We start from the raw sequence: 14,703 nt of genomic DNA, 5'->3' as shown, positions 1-14,703 counted from the left end.
AATAATCTAAAATCTAAAATTAAAAGTGTCCTATATTCTTAACATCGAAACCGCTACGAAAAATTGTTCTGTTGCTTTGGCAAAGGACGGGAAAACTGTATTGTGCAAAGAAATTGCAGATGAAGGTTACTCGCACGCTGAACGTTTACATGTTTTTATAGACGAAGTTATCCGTGAAGCCGGAATAGAGATGAAAGATTTGACGGCTGTTGCTGTGAGCCAAGGACCAGGTTCTTATACGGGATTGCGTATAGGTGTTTCTGCGGCCAAAGGAATATGTTATGCTTTGAATATACCGTTAATTGCGGTTGATACTTTATTGGCGTTGGCTTCCAAAGTTTCGGTGACTGATGGTTTGATTGTCCCAATGCTTGATGCTCGAAGAATGGAAGTGTATAGCGCTGTTTTTTCGGCGGCGTTGGAACGAAAAAGAGAAACCTTAGCCGAGATTATAGATGAGAATTCTTTTGCGGATACGCAAGAAAAAATATATTTTATTGGTGATTGCAATGAGAAATGTAAAAGTGTTTTAACGAAAGATGATTTTGTGTTTTTGGATGAAATTAAATATCCTTCGGCTAACGAAATGAGCGCTTTGAGTTTTGATAAATACAAAAAAAGCGACACTGTTGATGTCGCTTATTTTGAACCGTATTATTTGAAGGACTTTTTGATTGCCAGTCCTAAAAAACAGTAGTTTTTTTATGATTGTTTGTTCGTGTTAGACAACTCTGAAACATAAGGTTGGAAAGTGATTCCAGCATTGTCAAAGGCTATTTTGCAGTCTTCCAAAGTTGCAGCTACCATTGAACTAAAATCTTCGGTTTTTGACCAAGGTCTTACTGCTAGTTGAATGGAGCTGTCAGTTAAATTCTTAACGGATACCTCTGCCACTGGAGTAGTTAGTACTTTTGGGTTTTTTGCCAAGGCTTCAGTTATAATGTCTTTGGCTTTTTTGAGGTCGGTTCCATACGATATTGAAATGGTCAAATCGGCTCTTCTTGTTCCCTGCATCGAATAGTTGGTAATGATTCCGTTTGACAAAGAACCGTTTGGAACAAAAATAGTTTGATTGTTTCCGGTTACCAATTTGGTAACAAAAATTTGTATTTCTTGTACAGTTGCCATAACTCCCTGAGCTTCGATAGTGTCTCCAACTTTGAAAGGTTTGAAGAGAATAATCAAAATTCCACCGGCAAAATTAGATAATGAACCCTGCAACGACATACCAATTGCAAACCCCATAGTCGCCAGAATGGTAACAAAGGAAGTAGTACCGATACCTAATTTATCGATGACTGTTACAAATAATAATCCTCTTAAAACCCAAAGTAAAATGTCGGCTAGAAATTTGGATAATGTAGGATCCAAATTTCTTTTAATCATCAATTTTCTAATAAATCTATTGATGATTCGAATGGCGTAGAGTCCAACAAATAAAATAATAAAGGCAGAAATAACTTCAGGGGAATATTCTATAATTTTTGTTGTAAAATATTCTATGTAACGGGCAATGTAACTAGGTTCTAAAGTCATATTTTAATTCATAAAAACCTTCTCAAAATAGAAGGTTGTAAGTTGAATTGCAAAAATACAATTTTATATTTTTTATTAAAAGTTATTCGGGATCTTCTTCTTTTTTATCCGGATTTTCTAGTCTTTTCTGGTCTGCTGAATTTGTTTTTTCTTTTAAGTTGTTAATCATTTCGATGCCTTTTGTTTTAGCATCGTCTATTACCGATTCCGCTTTTTCGATATAGGGAGTCGCAGTCTCTTTAGCTTTAGCGACAGCATCTTCTACAAATGCTTCGGCTTTTTCAATATGGGGTGTCGCTGTTTCTTTGGCTTTTGTAGCAGTTTCCTCAATAAAAGTTTCTGCTTTTTCTATGTATGGTGTCGCTGTTTCTTTGGCTTTGTTTACAGTATCTTCCAGAAAAGATTCTGCTTTTTCGACATAAGGTTGAGCAGCTATCTTAACTTCTTCAATAGCAGATTCAGCTTGGTCAACAATCTCGTTTGTAGTTTCTTTGGCTGTTCCAAAAAAGTTCTTAAAAAATGATGATAATCCCATGATCTTTTAGTTTTGATTAGAAATCAAATATAACTCTTTTATTTGTAATTAACTTAAAATCAATTAGTAGTGTTTTGTTTTTTTGAAATTGAGTTGATAAAAAAAAGCGTCTCTTTACGAAACGCTTTTTATATGTTTTATGATTTTAACTTTAGAAAGAAGTTACTTAGACCTAGTAATACAGTTTTTTTAATTAGAAGTAAACTAACTAAGAAACGGTTTGCCGCTTTAGGAATTTTTATTTAAACCGGAATTATGTTGTTGCTTTGTTATTTTGCAACAGGAACAGCCATTTATTATAATCGCTGTTAATGATAGGGTTAATAAAATTGCTATTTTCATTTTAAATTATTTGTTAAGTTGAACAGATAAAAAAAATGCTATGTTCCAAATATTAAAGGGCTTCTACCTGTATTTCCTGATCATTCAACATACTTTTCAGCATGTTTTCGATACCGCTTTTTAAGGTAAAAGTTGATGATGGACATCCGCTACAAGCACCTTGCATGATTACTTTCACCGTTTTTGTGTTATTATCGTAAGATTCAAAAACGATATTTCCTCCATCAGCAGCTACGGCCGGTTTTACATATTCTTCCAGTATGTTGATGATTTTTTGAGAAGTCTCATCAAGAGAATCAAACGATTCGTCTTTGGCTTTTTCGTCTTTGACAATGTTTTTAATCAAATTCTCATCAAGTACGGTTCCCCCGTTTTCAATAAATTGCTTGATGAAAGTTCTTAATTCCATCGTGATGTCCTGCCATTCATTGATGTCGTATTTTGTTACCGAAATATAATTTTCGTCGATGAAGACTTCTTTTACATAAGGGAATTTGAATAGTTCGGTAGCCAATGGCGAAGGTGCGCTTTGATCTATGTTTTTGAATTCAACAGCACTTTTTGTTATCATTTTGTTGACAACAAATTTCAATGCCGATGGATTTGGAGTAGATTCACCATAAACGGTAACAGGTTGTTTTTTTGGTTTGTTTTCGTCAATGTTGATGATTGCCCCACCTTTGTTTACGTAGGCTTCGATCTGTTCCGCTACCGCTTCCTGCACATCTTCCCACTCCACAATACTGAATCTTTCGACAGCAATAAAATTTCCAGATATATATACCGTTTTTACAAATGGCAAATAGAAAAGTTGTTGGGCAAGAGGAGAGGATTTTGCCTCATCGATATTCTTGAATTCGTAACTTTCGTTTTGCGTGATGAAATCCGGGAATTCAAATTTTATAATAGTCGGGTTTTGTGTTTCTTTTATCGTTATTTTAGTCATGATTCGTCGATTTTCTGCAAATTTACTAAAGTTATTTTCTACGATTGATTATATTTGGTTTTTTAATGAATAAATTAACAAAAGTTCTTTTGTTCGAGCTAATTTTATAAAAAGTACCCTCATGCGTTTTAAAATTAAGTATTTAATTGCCTTTTTTTTTATAAGTTCATTTGCATTTTCTCAGGAAGGAATACCGGTTTATTCGGATTATCTATCGGATAATTATTATTTGATTTTTCCTTCTATGGCGGGAGCTTCCAATTGTCACAAATTAAGGTTTACTGAACGTAAACAATGGTTCGATCAAACTGATGCACCTGCATTGCAAACATTAAGTTACAATGGTAGAGTGGGTGAAAGATCTGGAATCGGAGCGATAGTTTTTAATGATGTCAATGGATATCATTCGCAATTTGGTTTTAAAGCTACTTATGCACATCATATTATGTTTTCGAGGGATGAAGTTGATTTGAATCAATTGTCTTTTGGTGTTAATGTTGGCGTTAACCAAAGTCAATTGGATGAAACTGATTTTATGAATTCAGGAGATTATGATCCGGCATTAGGAAATGTTGTTCAACATGCTTCTTATTTTAATATGGATATAGGAGCTTCTTATAATCTTCTTGATTTTAGTTTGCATGCAGTAGTTAAGAATGTTTTGGAAACGAGACAGAATCTTTATAGCGAATACGAAAGCGACAATTTGAGAAAATTTATTGTTAGTGGTGGTTATATTTTTGGTAATGCCGATAAAATTTTATGGGAACCTTCGCTTTTATATCAATATGTTGACAAAACGAGAGAAAGTGCATTGGATGTAAATATGAAGGCTTATAAAAATCTGGAAATGGGGCAGCTATGGGGAGGTTTGTCGTATAGAAGAAGTTTTGACGGAGCAGAATACAGAACAGGAAGTGGGACTAATAGCCAGAAATTGCAATATGTTACCCCAATCTTAGGATTCAATTATAAAAATTTCATGTTTGCATATACTTATACTCATTTGTTGGGTGATATTCAATATCAAAGTGGAGGATTTCACCAACTTACTTTAGGATTTAATTTCTTGTGTAAACCTGTAAAATACGATTGTAATTGTCCTGCGGTTAATTAAATTGTTTAGTGGTTTAGCCGTTTAATTGTTTCGTGGCTTATTAAACCTAAAACTTGAAATTTTAAAAAAATAAAAATGATAATAAAGGCTGTAAAAGGAAAATCACCTGTTATCCCCGAAGATTGTTATGTGGCCGATAATGCTACTATTGTTGGTGATGTAACTTTTGGGACTCAATGTAGTGTGTGGTTTAATGCCGTAATTCGTGGAGATGTTCATTCTGTTACCATTGGGAATAAAGTAAATATTCAGGATGGGGCTATCGTACATTGCACTTACCAAAAGCACCCAACAGTTATAGGTAATAATGTTTCTATTGGACATAATGCAATTGTGCACGGCTGTACGATTCAGGATAACGTGTTAATAGGCATGGGGTCTATTGTGATGGACAATTGTGTCGTTGGGAGTAATTCAATTATCGCAGCTGGAGCAGTTGTTACACAAAATTCAATAATAGAACCAGGTTCCATTTGGGCTGGTGTTCCTGCCAAAAAAGTCAAAGATATCGATCAATCTGATTTTGCCGGAGAAATCGAGCGTATCTCCAATAACTACGTAATGTATTCGAGTTGGTTTAAAGAGGAATAAACGATTAGAATCAAAGATTTATTTTTTCAAAAAAAGCCGTTTTGTAACTTTCACTAATTGGAATTCTTTTATCGGCAATTAAGACCTTATTTTTCTGAATGGATTTTACATGTTTGATATTGATGATATACGAACGGTGAATCCTTGCAAAACCTTTCGGAGATAATAGGTTTTCAAGTTTTATTAAACTGATTAAGGTTAAGGTGTATTTATTGTCGGTAGTGTATATTTTTACATAATCTTTCAATCCTTCGATAAATAAAATATCGGCAAAATTAATTTTTACATTTTCATATTCCGAGCGTACAAACATAAAATCATGTTCGATTTCGGGAGCATTTGGAGCAGTAGGGGATTCTATTTGAGGATTTTTTGCAGCAAAAATTTGCTGCGCCCGCAAAACTGATTTAAGAAAACGATTAAAAGGAATTGGTTTTACCAAATAATCTACTGCACCAAGATTGAATCCTTCAACTGCATAATTGGAATAAGCGGTTGTAAAGATGATTAAAGGTTTTTTTTCGATAGCATTGATAAAATCAATTCCTGAAAAATGAGGCATTTCGATATCTAAAAAGATTAAATCAATTTCGGTTTGATTAATTATCGATATAGCGTCTATTGCATTGGTAAATGTGGTGACAAGTTCCAATGAGTCAACTCTTCCAACAAATTCGACCAATAATTCTACTGCTAATGGTTCGTCATCTATAATTACACATTTCATATTTGAAAAAATTATTTTTTTATGGACATTTTTAATCGCCTTTTATTTATTCGTGTTTGATTTCAACAGTTGTGTGTTAATGGCGATTTTATGTTTCTATATTTAAGAAGCTGCCTAAGCCTGAATTTTGTCTAATTCTAAAATCAAATGTACGGTATATTTTGCATCTGTAGTAGATATATTCAGTTCATGGGCGTTTGGGTACAGCAAATTAAGTCTGTTCTCAATGTTGGATAAACCAATTCCTGAATTTTCAGGATCTTTTTTATTGTTTTCGATTTTGTTTTCCACCCAAAATGTCAACACGTTTTCTTCAATGGTTATTACAATTTTGACGAAAGCTGCACCTTTATAATCGGTTCCGTATTTGAATGCGTTCTCAATAAATGAAATTAATAGCAGAGGTTCGATAAACTTATTTTTGGTGTCACCATGAACGTTTATGCTAATATTTTCAATATTGTTAAGTCGAAGTTTTTGTAAATCAATAAAATTTTTAATGTAATCAATTTCCTTTTCCAGTAAAACCGTTTTATTGTCAGTTTCATAAAGCATATACCGCATCATTTCCGACAAAGTCACAATGGCATCGGGCACTAAGTCTGATTTTTTATGGGCAAGTGAGTAGATACTATTAAGGGAATTGAACAAAAAATGAGGATTGGTTTGCTTTCTTAGATAGTTTAATTCCGTTGAGGTTCTTTGGCTTTCTGCTAGTAACTTATTTTGTTGATCGCTATAAAATTCGGATAATGTTTTGATTATTGTTCCGATAGCTACAATTAAAATATAAAAGAAAGAAGGGAAAATTTTAAAGAAAAACGGCTGTTTTCTTCTGTGGTTTCTAAACTCGATTTCGTTCCTAAGCGTATGAATTTTGTCATCGGACATATGATTTGGTGGTCTCATTTCCCGAAACTCTGGCATAAAAAACTGGTATTTGCAAAGCATGATAATTACTATCAAAAGAAATATGATCCCTAAGTAAGATCCATATTTTTTTTGCAAAAGCAAATGAGGAACAAGATAAACGTAATTCAGATAAAACAGCGCTATTCCAGAAATCCACTGGAAGTAAAAATCATTGTTGATTTGAAAAGGGCTTTCGTAAAACTGAATGAGAGAGGTACTAATAAAAAAACACCAAATGATACTGTGAATGAGTATTTTGTTAGAGTCATTGTTTTTTATTGATACGAAATTCATTTACAGTTTTATTTTTAATAAAATTAAATCTTTTTTGGTAATGGTCGGAGATAAATTTGTTTCTAGTTTTTTCATTACCAATTGTCCTACTGCCATAGCTTCTTTCTCAGTTTGGAAACTTTTGTTTTTACTGATGACAGGGATAATCGTTTGTTTTATAATTATCCGATTATTGTTTGTAATGACGTATCCCCAACCTTGATTAAGTTTAATAGTTGCAACATCTAATTTTTTTTCCTTTGGGAACGAAATTAAAAGCAGTATTGCTACTAATAGTATAATTATTGATAAATTAAATGGAAATGAAAAATTCTTCCGTAATTGTTCACGGAAGAATTTGTTTTTGTTATTAGTTGTCGTCGTCATTTTGTTCGTCGTTTGGTTTGAATTCCCATACATCATCAAAATAGGATGTTCCTGATTTTCCAAGTACCACAAAACCTCTTTCTTCGTTGAGTGTTATTCCTACTGCATCAGATCTTCCTGAACCTTCCAAAGCTGTTTTTTGTTTCCATATATCAGTTTTAGGGTTGTATTCCCAAATACTGTTGCTACTGTCACCACAACAAATATATCCCAAACCATTAATTGAAAAACTGGAAGCGTTAGCTCTTTTGATGGTGTAGGCGTCGTGATCGTCTTCGTCATCATCTAAGTCTCTTTTTCGTGTCCAAATTTCGGTATTTGGATCAAATGCCCAAAAGTCAACTTGGTTCACACCGCTGTTTATACCTGTTCCAAAGTAAGCAATCCCATCAATGATAAATACAGTCGCATTTCTTCTTTTGTTGCCGCTAAACCCATTAATTTGAGCCCAGGAATTATCAGTTGGATTATATTGGTAAAAATCTTTTAAATAATTACCATCATATCCAGTTCCCATTAAAGCTTTTCCTCCTACTTGGAAAGCTACTGCACCATATCGGGCTGTTCCGGCAAAATCTGCTTTTTGTGTCCAAGTATTGGTAGTTGGATTGTATTCGTAAAAGTCTTTTAATTTATTGGTTCCATCATAACCAAGTCCAATATATCCTTTTCCGTCCAATTCAAAACCTGAACTGGAACTTCTGGGAACTCCTATGAAATCTGCTTTTTGTTCCCAATAATCGCCTTCTGAGTTGTATGCCCACATGTCTTTTAGGTATTCGTCACCCGTGTATCCTGTAGCTATATAAGCGTATGTGCCAATAACGAAACTGGCTGCACTTGATCTTGCCGGACCATCAAAAGCTGATTTTTTTATCCAGTTTCCTAGTATTTCTTCATCATCGGAATCATTGTTGCAGCTGATGCAAATTAAGGCAATGAGTAAAGTACTGAGAAATATCCCTTTTTTTAAGTGTTTCATAATGTGCATGGTGTTTGTTAAAATTTATATTTTATACTGACAGAATAGACGCCGCCATTTTTTAAGTCCTTATTCATTTCGGTTGTTCTGTTTTCATCTGAAAATTTAAATTCCTTGTTTGATGAATATCCTCCTTTGATGTCGAGAAACCAAGAAGTATCTAAGTTTCTTTCGAATTGCAATGTGGTTTCCATTTGTGAGAATCCTAGTTTTGATATGGTATTTGAATCTTCGGTTATTATTGGAGAATTTAGATTGTAACTGCTTCCGCTAAAGTCATTGTTTAAACTAAATTTATTCCGAATCGAATTCGAGAAGGATAGTTCAGCATTAGGGAATCCTAATTTTAAATTTACCTTGTCGCTGAATTGGTGATTATAGGAAAATGTTGGGAGTATTTCGGGTTTCCCAAAAACAGTCATTCTCTTTATCCCTAAAACAATACTGGTGTTTTTGTTAATTGATTGGCTCAATTCAACGCCTCCTAAAATGCTTATGTCCGAAAAATCAAAGTTACTCTCATAATTAACTGTCGGTTGTATCTCTATGTTCAATTTTGTTTTTTCGGTTAACTGATGAGAAAATTCAAAAATATTTTCGAAACTATTAAAGCTAGTGCTGCTATAATTTGTGGTGTAATTTTTCAATAAATAGGTTTCGACTTCATCTGTAACGGTTGTGTTTTTGTATTTAAAAGTACTAATCAATTTATTTTTAGTTCCAATATCCTTAAGAAATATAAACCCAATTCCGGTTTGTTTTATTGAGCCGTTGTCTATAGGTTCCGTTTTTAAGTTCAGATCAACAGAAAGACCTTTTTGCGCATAAACACTAAACATTGGAATCAATATCAAAAGCTTTGTAAATTTTTTTATTCTCATTATTTAATTATTGGTTCAAAAGTAGTTGTGTTGCCAATGATTAAAAAAGAATATATATGCATCGCTTCATTCAATAGACAAATGGGCAATTATTTTGGCTGAATGCGGATTTTAGAAGACATAATAAGTTATAGACTGTTTGTTGCTCTTTATAGATGGATTATGCGGAATCGTATATGTTATTAGGACTGCAGGTAAGGGCGCTTATATATTTGCCTCAAAAATATAGTTATGCACAAGTTTTTGAGTTTGTTGTTTTTGGGTTTATTGATCGTTTCCTGCGATTCGGATACAGACGCAGGGGAATTTGTGGTAGGGGCAGATTATTTGGCGATAAAAAATAAAGTAATTGAGATTGATACCGTAAACATTGATGTTTCCAATATAAAGTTAGATTCTCTAGTAACTTCCAATCAAAGTAGAATTTTAGTAGGGAATTATGATGATCCTCTTTTTGGAAAAGTAAAATCAGACAGTTATTTTCAAGTTGCGACAACATCTTTCAATCTTAATTCGAGTTCAGATACCGAATCTACTGGATATGTGTTTGATTCGATTGCGATGATTTTGAGATATGATGATTATTATTTTGCAGATACTACAAAAGTACAGACGTTAAATATTCGAAGAATTACACAAAACTTTAAACCGAATAAAGACGATAAAAGTTTTTACAATAGTTCCAGTTTAACTTATGACAGTCCTATTTTGGGAACAATAAGCTACAAGCCAAAACCAATTGGCAGAGATAGTATCAATATTAAAGTGAGTAACGAATTCGGTTTAGAGTTCTTCAATAAATTTAAAAATAATGAAATTACCAGTTATGATGATTTTACGGATTATTTGAAAGGTTTTGTAATAAGTTCTGAATCCGGAAATTCTAACAGTGTAATTGGATTTAACTTATCAAGTGTACTTCGTCTGTATTATTCTAAAGGGAAAGGAGATGCTGGAAATAAATATCACATGGATTTTGCTATTTCTGATGCTACTAAGCAGTTCAACGCTATTTCTTCAGACCGGGCAGGAACATTGATTCAAGATCTGCCTTTAGCTAAAGCAAATTTGTCTAGTTCACTTACCGGTAATAAAGGATTTATTCAATCGGGTACCGGAATTGTTTGTCGAGTCGATTTTCCCAATGTCAAACAATTGAAATACCTTTCAGAAAAAGGTGCTATTGTAGATGCTAAACTAATAATGAAACCGGTCAAGGATTCCTATTCTAAAATGTTCCCTTTGCCGGAGAGTTTGAATGTATATGTTGTTGATAAATTAAACCGAATAAAAACAACACTGACCAATTCCAGTGGAGGAACTATGGTTGCAACTTTAACGAAAGGCAATGACGAATTTGATGAAATAGTAGGTTATCAATTGTCAGTTGGAGCTTTTTTGCAAAAGGAAATGCTCAAGCAGTCGGATTCGAAGAGTGGTTTGATTTTTACGTTGCCTATTTTATCCAAAGTTGTTGATAGAGTTGCTTTAGGTGATCAGTATAGTAAAGAGAGCCATATGAAATTACAAATCTATTATATAAGTTATTAAATGAAAAAGAGTTGCCTTTTATTGGTTTTAGTGTTTTTTACGTCCTTTTTCTCCCATTCTCAAAGTATTTCGACTTCGCCTTATTCTCTTTATGGGTTAGGGAGTCTGTATGAAGCGAATTTTGGGCTGATACCGTCCTTGGGAACAGCGGGTGTAGCATTGTCTTCGGAAAATTTTATCAATAATAAGAATGCTGCTTCACTTGTTGATATTCCGGAGAACAATTTCTTTTTTGAAGTTGGAGGAAAAGGGATTCAGACCTCATTTGAAAATAGTCAACGGGTTGAAAATCGAAATAATTTTCAATTTTCTCATTTTGCTTTTGCTTTTCCAATCACTAAAAAATCGGCGGTTAGTGTAGCAATGATGCCTTATTCCAGCTCTTCTTTTAAGATTTCAGGACTTAAAATTCCAATAATAGATAGTAGTAATGAATATTATTATTTGGATGTATTGGGAACTGGAGGATTGAATAATTTGGATTTTTCGTATGCTTATAAAGTGAGTAATAAATTATCTTTTGGGTTAACTGGTTCCGTGTTATTTGGAAATACTACTGATAATAGAACTTATGAAATCAATAACTCGGTTACAACTATCGATAAAAAAGTAAGTTATAGCGGTATTCGTCCAATTTTAAGTACACAATTCAAAGCAGATCCATCGCTTACTTTTGGGTTGAATGTAAAATCACCATCAAGAGTAAATGCCAGCAAAATTCAATCGGTTACTGTTACAAACACTTCCGGAACTTACGATTTGGAGGATGAAGTAAAATCCAATACTGATGATTTTTATTTGCCACTGGAAATAGGAGTGGGGTTCAATAAGTCTTTTAAAAATAAGCTAAACATAACTTTTGATTATGAAAAAGACTTTTGGGATGCTACCAATCAATCAGATTTGTATGGGACTTTTTCCAATCAGGAAAAGTTTGGATTGGGATTTTCTTATCAAAAGAAAAAAGTGTCCAGAAATTATTTTGACAGGATAAAATATGCTACAGGTTTTAATTATGACACAGGTTATTTAGAGGTGGACAATAAAAAAATTGAAGACAAGAGTTTTTCTGTCGGGCTTTCATTGCCTTTAGATCAACTTTCATCCTCGTTATTTATTTCCTATTCTTATGGCCAAAAGGGACAAATAACAAATTCTTTAGTTCAGGAAAATTATCATAAATTGACCTTGAATCTTAATTTAGATGGGATTTGGTTCGTTAGGAAAAAGTTAGATTAGTTTAAAAATCTTTTTCTTCAACAGGATATTTGTTTTCTAGAATTTCGCTTAAAACTTTGGGGTTGGTGTTGGTGTAAAAGATTGGATTACTGTTTTTTGCAGTCGTAAAGCCAACTTTTTCACGTAGTACGTTTTGGGTTTGTTTGGCAACAGCTTGCCCTGAATCAATGATTTGGATGTGTTCCGGAAGGATTTTCTTTATTTGAGGAATTAAATAAGGATAGTGACTGCAACCTAAAACGAGATAGTCAATATTGGCCTCAATCATTGGTGTTAAATAGGAATATAATAGTTGTGTCATTTCTTGAGAATTGATCTGACCATCTTCAATTAACTGAACCAATCCGTAACCTATTTGCTCAATGATTTTGGTGTCTTGGTATTTCTCTGCTGTTTTATTAAAAAGTTCACTATTTAATGTTCCTTTTGTCGCCAAGATGCCAATTGTTTGGGTTTTGGAGTTTGTTGCTGCAGGTTTTATGGCTGGTTCTATGCCAATGAATGGAATATCATATTTGGCTCTTAATTCCTGTATGGCATTGGTTGTTGCAGTATTGCAGGCTACAACGATCAGTTTGCATCCCATTTCAATCAATAAGTCAGTGTTTTTCATGCTCAAGGCAACGATCTCTGCTTTTGATTTTTGTCCATAAGGAGCATTCTTGCTGTCGGCAAGGTAGATTGTTTGTTCATTTGGCATTAAATCATGAATGGCTTTCCAGATGGAAGTTCCTCCAATTCCTGAGTCAAAAACGCCAATTGGTCTATCGTTTGTCATGCTTGCAAATTTAAAAGCTACAGTTTAAATATACTATAATTTTTTATGTAAAAAAAAACTGCTCACACCAAATCTTTGGAGGAGCAGTTTGTTATTGATTCGTTTGATATTAAAAACCTAAATCTTTTTTTACGTCAACAGTGATGTTTGTTCCATCAGCAAGTAAAAGTGAAGATGAGTCAAGAACATATTGGAAACCTTTTGCTTTACCAATTTTTTGGATAGAAGCTTTTACTTTGTCATAAAGTGGTTTCATGATTTCTTCTTGCTTTTTTTGCAATTCTTTTTGAGCATTATCTCTATAGTCACCGATTCTTTTTTGCATATCTTGAACTTCTTTTTGACGCTCTACGTTAACAGCTTCAGTTACCTTTGATGCCTCAGCATCATAATTTTTTAATTTTGCTTGGTATTCATCAATCATCTTTTTGATCTCTGCATCATAAGTACCACTCAATTTTTCCAATTGTTTTTGAGCATCAAGCATAGCTGGCATCTTAGAGATGATTTCCTGTGTGTCGACATGAGCTACCTTAGTTTGAGCACTTGAAATTTGAGTTGCACCTAAAAATAGTATCGCAGCAATTAATAAAGTTTTGAATTGTTTCATTGTTTTAAAATATTAAATAATTAGAATTTGTTTAGTTAATTTATTTTACTTCATTAGCTTTTTTTAAAGCTTCTTTCTCTTGTATTTCTTTTAATCTTTTTTCTTCTGCTGCTTTTTTTGCAGCTTCTCTTTCTTCGAGTATTTTTTTTCTTTTTTCTTCTAAAGCTTTTTTGCGTTCCTCGTAGACGCTTGTTTTTGGTGCTTCAGTCTCAGGTTTTGCATCAACTGTTTTAACATCAGCAGGCTTAACTTCTTCTGTCGCTTTTTTAGAAGTCTCTGTTTTGTCTGTCACCGTACTTGGAGTGAAAGATTTTGCGTCTTCTGCTGTTTTAGCCGGTGCAACTCCAGTAGCTTTTTTATTAGCTTCTCTTTCTTCAAGCGTTTTTTTTCTTTTTTCTTCTAAGGCTTTTTTACGTTCCTCGTATATGTTTGCTTTGGACTCTTCGGTTGCTTTTTTGGCAGTATCTGTTCCTTCTGTTTTAGATGGAGCAACAACTGTGCCATTTTTTTTAGCATCTCTTTCCTGCAATAATTGTTGTCTTCTTTCTTCGTATTTTCTTTTGGTCTCTTCCTGAGCTGCTTTTTTGTCGGCAACTAATTTTTCCCTGGCCGCTTTTTTATCTAATAATGCTTTTTCTCTTTCGGCAACAGCTGGATTTTCATCTATTTCATCTTCTAACTTCTCTTTCGCTTCTTCCTCTTTCAGTTGCTTTTTGGATAATTGCTCTCTTTTATCGGTTCGATTCAACATTCGAATTACTTGATCACTAATATCAAATCTTTTCGCAGCAAAAAGAATAGTTAAATGGGATGATTTGTCAAATATGAAGTCGTATTTTTTTGCTTCTGCAATATCCTGAACAGCGGTAAAAACTTGATCTTGGATGGGTTTAACTAACCCTGCCTTTTGTATTACTAAATCGCCATTAGGGCCAAATCTTTTTTGTTGATAATCTAATTTTTCAGTTTCAAGGAACTTTATTTCCGTTTCTCTTTCCTCAATTAATTCAGCTGTCAATAATGGCTTTTCAGCTTTTAAAGCTTCAGAAAGTTTATTTATTTCTATTTTTTTGGCTTCAATTTCTTTTTTCCATTGTTCGGCTTTCTGCTCTAATTGAGCTTTAGCTTCAACATAGTTGGGGACATTTTGTAAAATATACTCCATGTCTATATATCCAACTTTGTTTCCTCTGGTTTGAGCTGTTATAGTAGTCTCAACAAAAAGGGCTAAAATTATAAATAAAAATTCTTTTCTCATAATTTTTAATTTTAGAAATTCTAAACCAAATTTAAGCC

Annotated in this window: 17 protein-coding genes; 6 read left to right on the top strand and 11 right to left on the bottom strand. The window is 33.3% G+C overall.

All coding sequences use genetic code 11. From position 1 onward, the window contains the following. Positions 1 to 25: 25 nt before the first annotated feature. Positions 26 to 697: a tRNA (adenosine(37)-N6)-threonylcarbamoyltransferase complex dimerization subunit type 1 TsaB gene (tsaB, locus tag OZP12_RS20005; protein ID WP_281226857.1), complete on the top strand. Its 672-nt coding sequence runs from the start codon at positions 26 to 28 to the stop codon at positions 695 to 697. Positions 698 to 702: 5 nt separating this feature from the next. Here tsaB and OZP12_RS20000 read toward each other — a convergent pair whose 3' ends face one another. The 3 genes from OZP12_RS20000 to OZP12_RS19990 all read right to left on the bottom strand — a co-directional run bounded on the left by OZP12_RS20000 (position 703) and on the right by OZP12_RS19990 (position 3,359). Beyond that, positions 703 to 1,536, bottom strand: a complete 834-nt coding sequence (locus OZP12_RS20000) for a mechanosensitive ion channel family protein (RefSeq protein ID WP_281226855.1) — start codon at positions 1,534 to 1,536, stop codon at positions 703 to 705. Positions 1,537 to 1,618: 82 nt separating this feature from the next. Then, positions 1,619 to 2,071 carry a YtxH domain-containing protein gene (locus tag OZP12_RS19995; protein ID WP_281226854.1) on the bottom strand — a complete coding sequence of 151 codons (453 nt, stop codon included), beginning with the start codon at positions 2,069 to 2,071 and terminating at the stop codon, positions 1,619 to 1,621. A 394-nt stretch (positions 2,072 to 2,465) separates the two neighbouring features. Then, positions 2,466 to 3,359, bottom strand: a complete 894-nt coding sequence (locus OZP12_RS19990) for a NifU family protein (RefSeq protein WP_281226853.1) — start codon at positions 3,357 to 3,359, stop codon at positions 2,466 to 2,468. Between the two features lie 121 nt (positions 3,360 to 3,480). Between OZP12_RS19990 and OZP12_RS19985 the strand changes: the two genes are divergently transcribed. Beyond that, a complete protein-coding gene (locus tag OZP12_RS19985) occupies positions 3,481 to 4,476 on the top strand; it encodes a PorP/SprF family type IX secretion system membrane protein (RefSeq protein ID WP_281226852.1) in 996 nt (331 codons plus the stop codon). A gap of 75 nt (positions 4,477 to 4,551) precedes the next feature. Then, a complete protein-coding gene (locus OZP12_RS19980; RefSeq protein ID WP_281226851.1) occupies positions 4,552 to 5,067 on the top strand; it encodes a gamma carbonic anhydrase family protein in 516 nt (171 codons plus the stop codon). A 10-nt stretch (positions 5,068 to 5,077) separates the two neighbouring features. Here the strand turns inward: OZP12_RS19980 and OZP12_RS19975 are convergent, their stop codons facing one another. Together OZP12_RS19975 and OZP12_RS19970 are read right to left on the bottom strand one after the other, a co-directional pair. Further along, a complete protein-coding gene (locus tag OZP12_RS19975; protein ID WP_281226850.1) occupies positions 5,078 to 5,794 on the bottom strand; it encodes a LytR/AlgR family response regulator transcription factor in 717 nt (238 codons plus the stop codon). A 114-nt stretch (positions 5,795 to 5,908) separates the two neighbouring features. Then, complete coding sequence (locus tag OZP12_RS19970) at positions 5,909 to 6,685, bottom strand: sensor histidine kinase (protein ID WP_281226849.1); 777 nt, start codon at positions 6,683 to 6,685, stop codon at positions 5,909 to 5,911. A gap of 123 nt (positions 6,686 to 6,808) precedes the next feature. Here OZP12_RS19970 and OZP12_RS19965 point away from each other — a divergent pair, with 123 nt between their 5' ends. Then, positions 6,809 to 6,988 carry a hypothetical protein gene (locus tag OZP12_RS19965; RefSeq protein ID WP_281226848.1) on the top strand — a complete coding sequence of 60 codons (180 nt, stop codon included), beginning with the start codon at positions 6,809 to 6,811 and terminating at the stop codon, positions 6,986 to 6,988. Between the two features lie 12 nt (positions 6,989 to 7,000). Here the strand turns inward: OZP12_RS19965 and OZP12_RS19960 are convergent, their stop codons facing one another. The 3 genes from OZP12_RS19960 to OZP12_RS19950 are packed head-to-tail and all read right to left on the bottom strand — an operon-like array spanning position 7,001 to position 9,229. After that, complete coding sequence (locus OZP12_RS19960; protein WP_281226847.1) at positions 7,001 to 7,366, bottom strand: DUF4907 domain-containing protein; 366 nt, start codon at positions 7,364 to 7,366, stop codon at positions 7,001 to 7,003. Then, complete coding sequence (locus OZP12_RS19955; protein WP_281226846.1) at positions 7,350 to 8,348, bottom strand: Kelch repeat-containing protein; 999 nt, start codon at positions 8,346 to 8,348, stop codon at positions 7,350 to 7,352. The genes OZP12_RS19960 and OZP12_RS19955 overlap by 17 nt, the downstream gene beginning before the upstream one ends. A gap of 17 nt (positions 8,349 to 8,365) precedes the next feature. Continuing rightward, on the bottom strand, positions 8,366 to 9,229 hold the full coding sequence (locus OZP12_RS19950) for a DUF6268 family outer membrane beta-barrel protein (RefSeq protein ID WP_281226845.1): 864 nt from the start codon (positions 9,227 to 9,229) through the stop codon (positions 8,366 to 8,368). A 231-nt stretch (positions 9,230 to 9,460) separates the two neighbouring features. On the opposite strand from OZP12_RS19950, the gene OZP12_RS19945 reads away from it, so the two are divergent. Together OZP12_RS19945 and bamG are read left to right on the top strand one after the other, a co-directional pair. After that, entirely contained in the window at positions 9,461 to 10,780 is a 1,320-nt protein-coding gene (locus tag OZP12_RS19945; protein ID WP_281226843.1) for a DUF4270 family protein, read from the top strand. Then, positions 10,781 to 12,019 carry a BamG family beta-barrel-assembly machinery protein gene (gene bamG / locus OZP12_RS19940; protein ID WP_281226842.1) on the top strand — a complete coding sequence of 413 codons (1,239 nt, stop codon included), beginning with the start codon at positions 10,781 to 10,783 and terminating at the stop codon, positions 12,017 to 12,019. Position 12,020: 1 nt separating this feature from the next. Here bamG and murI read toward each other — a convergent pair whose 3' ends face one another. The 3 genes from murI to OZP12_RS19925 all read right to left on the bottom strand — a co-directional run bounded on the left by murI (position 12,021) and on the right by OZP12_RS19925 (position 14,665). Next, positions 12,021 to 12,797: a glutamate racemase gene (murI, locus tag OZP12_RS19935; protein WP_281226841.1), complete on the bottom strand. Its 777-nt coding sequence runs from the start codon at positions 12,795 to 12,797 to the stop codon at positions 12,021 to 12,023. Between the two features lie 109 nt (positions 12,798 to 12,906). Then, positions 12,907 to 13,407, bottom strand: a complete 501-nt coding sequence (locus OZP12_RS19930) for an OmpH/Skp family outer membrane protein (protein ID WP_281226840.1) — start codon at positions 13,405 to 13,407, stop codon at positions 12,907 to 12,909. A gap of 40 nt (positions 13,408 to 13,447) precedes the next feature. Continuing rightward, positions 13,448 to 14,665, bottom strand: coding sequence for an OmpH/Skp family outer membrane protein (locus OZP12_RS19925; RefSeq protein ID WP_349293562.1), 1,218 nt, complete (start codon positions 14,663 to 14,665; stop codon positions 13,448 to 13,450). Positions 14,666 to 14,703 lie beyond the last annotated feature (38 nt).

Source organism: Flavobacterium aquiphilum, assembly GCF_027111335.1.
Classification (GTDB): Bacteria; Bacteroidota; Bacteroidia; order Flavobacteriales; family Flavobacteriaceae; genus Flavobacterium; species Flavobacterium aquiphilum.
The sequence above is the reverse complement of the archived record's forward strand: the minus strand, read 5'-3'. Positions and strand labels throughout refer to the sequence as shown.

What these genes read in the sequence shown, in the direction of transcription:
- OZP12_RS19990 (WP_281226853.1), bottom strand. Translation starts at nt 3,359, where the DNA reads ATGACTAAAATAACGATAAAAGAAACACAAAACCCGACTATTATAAAA.
- OZP12_RS19970 (WP_281226849.1), bottom strand. Translation starts at nt 6,685, where the DNA reads ATGTCCGATGACAAAATTCATACGCTTAGGAACGAAATCGAGTTTAGA.
- OZP12_RS19955 (WP_281226846.1), bottom strand. Translation starts at nt 8,348, where the DNA reads ATGAAACACTTAAAAAAAGGGATATTTCTCAGTACTTTACTCATTGCC.
- OZP12_RS19975 (WP_281226850.1), bottom strand. Translation starts at nt 5,794, where the DNA reads ATGAAATGTGTAATTATAGATGACGAACCATTAGCAGTAGAATTATTG.
- OZP12_RS19960 (WP_281226847.1), bottom strand. Translation starts at nt 7,366, where the DNA reads ATGACGACGACAACTAATAACAAAAACAAATTCTTCCGTGAACAATTA.
- bamG (WP_281226842.1), top strand. Translation starts at nt 10,781, where the DNA reads ATGAAAAAGAGTTGCCTTTTATTGGTTTTAGTGTTTTTTACGTCCTTT.
- OZP12_RS19980 (WP_281226851.1), top strand. Translation starts at nt 4,552, where the DNA reads ATGATAATAAAGGCTGTAAAAGGAAAATCACCTGTTATCCCCGAAGAT.
- OZP12_RS19930 (WP_281226840.1), bottom strand. Translation starts at nt 13,407, where the DNA reads ATGAAACAATTCAAAACTTTATTAATTGCTGCGATACTATTTTTAGGT.
- murI (WP_281226841.1), bottom strand. Translation starts at nt 12,797, where the DNA reads ATGACAAACGATAGACCAATTGGCGTTTTTGACTCAGGAATTGGAGGA.
- OZP12_RS19950 (WP_281226845.1), bottom strand. Translation starts at nt 9,229, where the DNA reads ATGAGAATAAAAAAATTTACAAAGCTTTTGATATTGATTCCAATGTTT.
- OZP12_RS19965 (WP_281226848.1), top strand. Translation starts at nt 6,809, where the DNA reads ATGAGGAACAAGATAAACGTAATTCAGATAAAACAGCGCTATTCCAGA.
- OZP12_RS19945 (WP_281226843.1), top strand. Translation starts at nt 9,461, where the DNA reads ATGCACAAGTTTTTGAGTTTGTTGTTTTTGGGTTTATTGATCGTTTCC.
- OZP12_RS19985 (WP_281226852.1), top strand. Translation starts at nt 3,481, where the DNA reads ATGCGTTTTAAAATTAAGTATTTAATTGCCTTTTTTTTTATAAGTTCA.
- OZP12_RS19925 (WP_349293562.1), bottom strand. Translation starts at nt 14,665, where the DNA reads ATGAGAAAAGAATTTTTATTTATAATTTTAGCCCTTTTTGTTGAGACT.
- OZP12_RS20000 (WP_281226855.1), bottom strand. Translation starts at nt 1,536, where the DNA reads ATGACTTTAGAACCTAGTTACATTGCCCGTTACATAGAATATTTTACA.
- OZP12_RS19995 (WP_281226854.1), bottom strand. Translation starts at nt 2,071, where the DNA reads ATGGGATTATCATCATTTTTTAAGAACTTTTTTGGAACAGCCAAAGAA.